Origin of the sequence: Acidisoma sp. S159 (assembly GCF_009766125.1) — a bacterium.
Taxonomy (GTDB): domain Bacteria; phylum Pseudomonadota; class Alphaproteobacteria; order Acetobacterales; family Acetobacteraceae; genus Acidisoma.
Genome location: NZ_LMUG01000065.1, coordinates 89,008 through 95,007, shown reverse-complemented (window position 1 = coordinate 95,007; position 6,000 = coordinate 89,008). Strand labels below are relative to the sequence as shown.

5 protein-coding genes are annotated in these 6,000 nt (G+C 58.7%); 3 read left to right on the top strand and 2 right to left on the bottom strand.

Going from position 1 to position 6,000, the window contains the following annotated elements:
* Positions 1–245, bottom strand: a 245-nt coding sequence (locus GSQ92_RS30395) for a hypothetical protein (protein WP_216856919.1), incomplete at its 3' end; no start/stop codon positions are given.
* 993 nt (positions 246–1,238) lie between these two features.
* On the opposite strand from GSQ92_RS30395, the gene GSQ92_RS31465 reads away from it, so the two are divergent.
* Entirely contained in the window at positions 1,239–1,544 is a 306-nt protein-coding gene (locus tag GSQ92_RS31465; protein ID WP_159014083.1) for a type II toxin-antitoxin system HicB family antitoxin, read from the top strand.
* A 644-nt stretch (positions 1,545–2,188) separates the two neighbouring features.
* Here the strand turns inward: GSQ92_RS31465 and GSQ92_RS22680 are convergent.
* Entirely contained in the window at positions 2,189–3,145 is a 957-nt protein-coding gene (locus tag GSQ92_RS22680; RefSeq protein WP_159014082.1) for an IS110 family transposase, read from the bottom strand.
* Positions 3,146–3,381: 236 nt separating this feature from the next.
* Between GSQ92_RS22680 and GSQ92_RS22675 the strand changes: the two genes are divergently transcribed.
* Positions 3,382–3,915: a cytochrome P460 family protein gene (locus tag GSQ92_RS22675; protein ID WP_254066673.1), complete on the top strand. Its 534-nt coding sequence runs from the start codon at positions 3,382–3,384 to the stop codon at positions 3,913–3,915.
* 1,277 nt (positions 3,916–5,192) lie between these two features.
* Positions 5,193–5,567: a YidB family protein gene (locus tag GSQ92_RS22670; protein ID WP_158805782.1), complete on the top strand. Its 375-nt coding sequence runs from the start codon at positions 5,193–5,195 to the stop codon at positions 5,565–5,567.
* Positions 5,568–6,000 lie beyond the last annotated feature (433 nt).

The following is a 6,000-nucleotide window of genomic DNA, read 5'->3' as shown; positions in this document are numbered from 1 at the left end:
GTTGGTGACATGAAGTTCAGCGTGCCAAGCTGGTCCGCCGCGCCCCATCGCCCCCAATTGGACAATGCCGGCAATGCCTGCTCCAGGTCGGCGTCGTTCGCGATGAACGGCAGTGCAGAGGTTTCGCCGGCGGCCAGCGCCGCCGGGTTCGCCAGCAACGCCGCGCCAGCGATGGCGGCAGCACCCCCCAGGACGTCACGCCGGAACATGCCGGGCGTGTTTCGAGCTTCCGAAGGAGGGCTCATGGGTGACCTCGCATTTTAATGTTGCCGGTTGGCTGGCGCCGCCGGCGCTCGAACCCGTCCGGGAACGCACGGCGCGCCCTCCTCCCCGCCATCATCGCCTGCAGGCCATTCAGCGTATCAGAGATTTTCGGCAATTCGGGGAAGCCCAGAGCGTCCCTGCGCGGGTTCCCGCAAGATGGGAACGCCTGACCACGGACGGGTTTCGCCTCCATCCGATTGATGTCCTTTGCTTTAGCTACTGCGCAGGGAGGAGGGTAGGTCGCTTTGTAATTCGGGAGCGCCGAATACGCACCACCGACGGATCGCCTCGTAGGTCACCGCGACGCCACGTGCCGCCAGCATGGGCTCGCCATCATCGCCTTCTCCAGTCACAGTGCTATCAACTTTCCCGCTAGCCGGACGCGATGCAACTAAGGTGCGCGGCGGCGGTTTGGGTCAATCTTCATGGCGCGCGGGCATCAGTTGGATAGCGGAAGAGCACGCTGGCTCGATCGGGCATCTGCCGCTGCCTATTTGGAAGTTCGGCTCGATCGCCTGCAGCCACGTAGATGCCGGCAAGATCCCCGCACTGACCGTCCTATGTCCTAGGACCGAGGTCTCCTCGAGGACCGCCTTGCGGCCTTGCGCTGGATGAAACCATTTGAGATTGAGTATATTTACGAAGGCTACGACGCGTTCCATAGGGGCGTCCTGCGCACGCCGAACCCTTACAAGCGATGGAGTTCGGCGTGGGTTGGGTGGTCGTGGGCTGGGATCAGTGCGCGCAGCCTGACAGTTAGGCGAAGGTCACAGCGTCGTGAACTTGTCCCCCGGTATCTTCCATTTTTACGAAGCGCTTGTGCACAGCTTTGTAGATAAATATGCGGAGTTATCCCCCGCACCCTGTAGCCGAGCGAGTAAGAGATGGCCTTGCACGCGGATAAAAGTGGCCTGGGGACAGATTATAGCCCGAGGACAGTTGAGTTTGGAAAGTCTTAGTTTCCCGGCACATCTTTGTCGCCCTTCAACTGTCTTGGCGTCTGGAGAGCTGCACCTGCGGCATCATCTCGGAATGATGGGCGCCATCATCTTGGATTGAGTGGGCGGCATTGTCGGAATCCGCACCAGCGGCCGGATTATGCCGGATGGACCTTCGGCGTCATCACGCTGGATCCTGCTTTGCTCGATGACACGGTTGAGCGGGTAAACATCACATTGCCGCGTCATGTGGTGAAGCGCTTGGATGCCCTGACCCGCGCCGCTGGGGAGAGCCGCTCCGGCTACATCGCGCATCTGACGCTGGAAGAGCACGAAGCTTAAAGAGTCGGTCCCTGCATTCTCTGGCCAGCATTCACCTTCGAATTAGGCCCAATTTTTAATGCCCTATTACCGTGCCTGCACGGGAAGGCGAGGGGGAGGATTCACCTACTCGCGCTTGGACAACGGCCTCGCTTGCGGCTGAACGCGCTGGCTCTATTCGAGTGGGGAAGGGGAGGGATAGTCACTGGAGGAACGACCAGGGCGATCAGCGGACCCATTTGGGATCATGAACGAAATCGACCACTCGGGTGCGCCTTACCGTGACGGCGACTTGCTTGCTTATGGCGGCGCCGGCGCAATGCGGTCCTGGGCCTAAGCCTACGCGAATTGGACCTCACGCGGTCTACTCGATTTGACACAGGGATGGCACTCCGAAGCGCACCGTCCGCGCGCGCTGTGTTGCAGCCCGGTGGAGACCCTGAACTCGGCCCGCTCGTCGACATCCTCGATCCGCGGATGGGAAGCACACAAGCACGGCGCACTTCGGAACCGCCAGGCGGGAACCGCCCGTTGGGCGACCGCCACAGTGCGATTCGGAAATCCCAGGCACGCTGGTGCGCCTCGGCGTTCAGATCGCATGATAAGTCTTAGGTCATATGCCCGGGCAAACCCGGGGCAGGTGCTTTGAGCGACCGTCTTGCCCGTCAAGCGGGCTGCCACCCCTTTCTTGTCCTTACGATCGCTCCGAGTATGCCAAGCAGGCGCCGAATGCAGGCTATGAGGGCGACCTTCTTGGGTCGTCCACGCGCCACAAGGGCCAAGTAGTGAGCCTTCAGGACCTGATTGTGCCTGACCGCAACCAAGGTTGCCATGTAAAGCGCGTTTCGTACTGACGTGCGGCCGCCAGCTATGGCTCGATAGCCGCGTTGAAGGCCTGAATCCTGGTTTACAGGTGCAACGCCGACGAGGGCTGCAACCTTGCGCCGATCAACCCGCCCAAGCTCAGGCAGTTCCGCGATGAGCGTTCGTGCAGTAATCGGGCCTATGCCTGGAACAGAGGTCAGGAGGTCTTCGGTCTCACGCCAGCTAGTCGAGCTTTGAACGAGTTGGTTGATCTCTTTATCAAGTTGAGCGACCTGGCATTTTAGGAACTCGAGCGTGGCATTGATTGTCGCGCTTACCCGCTTGTCTTGGGCTGCGAACCGCCGATTGCCTTCCATCACCATCATCCCGAGGACCTGGCGCCGACGTGAGACCAACTCGGTAAGCGCACGGGCTTTCTCTTCCGGGAAAGGACGCAGCTCAGGGCGAATGCGTTCCGCAAAAAGCGCTATAACGCCGGCATCGATTGCATCTGTCTTGGCCAATCGACCGATCGCTCGAGCGAAGTCCCGGATTTGGCGCGGATTAGCGATGACAAAAGGTAAGCCGTCAGTAGCTAATCCAGCCGCCAGTAGAGCCTCGTATCCTCCCGTAGCCTCGAATACGATTAGCTTGGGCTTGAAGCCGGCCAGAAAGGCGCAGATTTCCGAGATGCCAGCCGCATCATTTGCAAACTTACTTTTAGCACTTTCTGATCCAGATAAGGATCGAATGCAAACATCCAACCAACTCTTCGCTACGTCGATGCCAACAAACACCGACGAGGTGACATTTTCCATTGTACCCATCCTTGCGAATACGGGCTTGCCCTTCGACAGCCCAAGCGACCGTTCGGGTCTATGGGATAGACAGCGACCGGGGCACCACGCTCAAAGGCGGGCTCAAATTCCCTAGGACCTAACGGGCTCCCGGTCGTAGCCAGCCTTGCTGACGACTGTCAGGAGGGCAACCGGAAGATACAAGGACCTACTTTGCGAGCGAGGAGATAAAGATGAGGTGCCCATCCGTCTTGGTAATGCTCGCCGTCGCGTCAGTGGCTGCCGTGGCTGGAGGCGTCGCAATTGCGGCGCAGGACAAGTACTCTTTGAAGGTACCGGGGGGCCTCGCCTTCTCTGAATTCAGGGGATACGAGAAATGGCAGGTTATTGGCGTCAGCCAAAACGGTGATTTGATCGCAACAATCCTCGGCAATCCTGAAATGATCGCTGCCTTCGAGGCGGGTATTCCCGGCAACGGCGAACCCTTCCCCGACGGCGCCAAGATGGCGAAGATCCATTGGAAAGCTATCAAGAACCCGGCGGAACCTGGCGACCCGACGGTACCGGGCGTCTTGGACGACGTCGACTTCATGGCGAAGGACGGCAAGCGGTTCTCGGATAGCGGGGGCTGGGGTTACGGCGTGTTTGAGTATAACGCCGCCGCCGGAACCTTCAGGGTAGGCGACTTAACCGACAAGCCGCCGCAGGGCCACGACGCTAAGTGCGGCTACGCGTGCCACACGCTCGTTGCCTCGAAAGATTACGTATTCACGGCCTATCCTGCACGATGATGGGCACCCTCCGGGGAGCGGGGTCTGCTGCTCCTAAGCACCGAACGCCGTCATCGAATTCGGAGTTGAGCATGACCATGTTTAGCAACGGCCGCCACGGCATAACCCGCCGCGCTGCAATCACTCGCACTGCGCTCGCGATCGGTGCTGCGACAGCCTCAGCTGCGGTCCGCAAGGCGGAGGCCCAGCAGAAAATCACACAGGCTGCCGCCAAATACCAAGGTATCCCGAACGGCAGCAATCACTGTGGAACCTGCAGCAGTTTCCAGCCGCCGGATGCCTGTGCTTTTGTGCAGAGTCCGATAAGTCAGAATGGCTGGTGCCAGCTATTTACAGCGAAGAGTTAGGCACCGGCGTTCTCGACGCCGCCCGCATCAGCGCTGACGAGGTGCGTGTCGTCTCCAGCTGAGTCTACCTGAGGACGGCTAACGCGGATTTTCAAGGCCAATGGCGAACAGCCGAAGTTGCAGGGTCAAGCAGCCAACAGGCTACCTTCTTAGGGAGGAGGCTGAGCGTATGCTCGCATTTATCGGCCCGAGGGTTTCATCGCGGCTCAGGTGCGCGCTGCGGCTAAGAAGACCTGGGACGGCGCGCCGGTTGCTGGCATGAGCGGAGATCTATGACGGCAGCACGCGGAGTGACGCGGCCAACATCGCGGCGTGACCTTGCAGATCGTGCGGGATTGGGTGCTGAAGTTCAAAGCAGAGGGCTCCGCTGGGGGCGCTGATCGCCGTACCGGAAAAAACTTGTTAGCCCTGCGCCACCTCAGCGCGCTCAACGTTTGCGCCGGTCTTCCTGGTCAAGACAAAATCCGGTTGACTAGGCTGGTTTGGCGCCAGGAGCACTACACTTGACGAACTTGCCTGCGATGTCGCGGCAATGGACAGACTTCGCAGGGCATTTCATGAACTTGCCCTGAGTATCTCGGCATTGAGCAGCGTAGGCAGTCGGAGCGACTAGAATTGCGCTTATAATCAAAGCCGCGGCCAAAAGTCTTTCCATGGCAATCACTCCTTTTACTCGTGGTCCAACGATATCACAGGTGAAGTGCCAGCGGATATGATCCGGTAGCGCCATCAAACCGACAATGATCCAAATGATCGGCGTAACCGGAACCCAGAGAAGTAAGTTACGTCCTTCGGGCGGTTTGCCTAGCTCGGCGGCACAACCTTGGGCTATGACTTAGGCTAAGCTGGCGACATGCTTTTACAAATTGGCTTAGCATCCTAGCTGCAAGCGTCGATCCGGCCGTAAATGTTCTGAACCAGGAGATATTTATGAGTGGACTGTTTGGACAATTGCTGCAAGGACTTGAAGGAGCAGATCGAGACAATGTTCCAGCGGTTCACAATGCCCTAACCGACGTCCTCGGCCTTAATACATCGGAAGGCTTAAACGGCCTTCTCAATCGTTTTGGAGCCGGCGGGCTCGGACAACACGTTCAGTCCTGGGCTGGCTCTGGTGGAAACATTCCGATAACGGCCGAGGAGGTTCAAAGCGTGCTATCGAATGAACAGGTGCAGAGTCTGATTCAAAGGACTGGGCTCCCGGTTCAGGCGTTAATGCCTCTCGTCGCCAAACTCCTTCCTCATGCAGTCGACCAGGCAACGCCTGAAGGCAAGATTCCAGAATCGGGCAACGTCAATGTTTAAGCCAGAAACAGCAGCTCCATCGCGTTGGCAGTTGAGTCTGATAGCTGTTTTGTTCCTGCTAGGCACTGCGGCAGTTCCAACGGCATTTGCTCAATCCTCAGTACCTGTGACGGCGACCTGCAAGGACGGAACGACATTTTCAGGGAAATCGAAGCGCGGAGCATGTTCCCACCACGGTGGCGTTCAGACATTCGACTCTGCCTCAGGAAGCCAAGCAGGAGCCTCTCCGCCGACAACCGCGACCTCATCTGCACCGCCGCCGCCTACCGCCCCTGTGAGAAGCTACAGTACTACGGCTAATTCGTCCGCAGTAAAGGTCTGGGTAAATACAGCGAGTAACGTCTATCATTGCCCCGGTACTCGCTACTACGGCAAGACCAAAGCAGGAGAATACATGTCAGAGGCGGCTGCGAAGGCGAAAGGCGATCGGCCA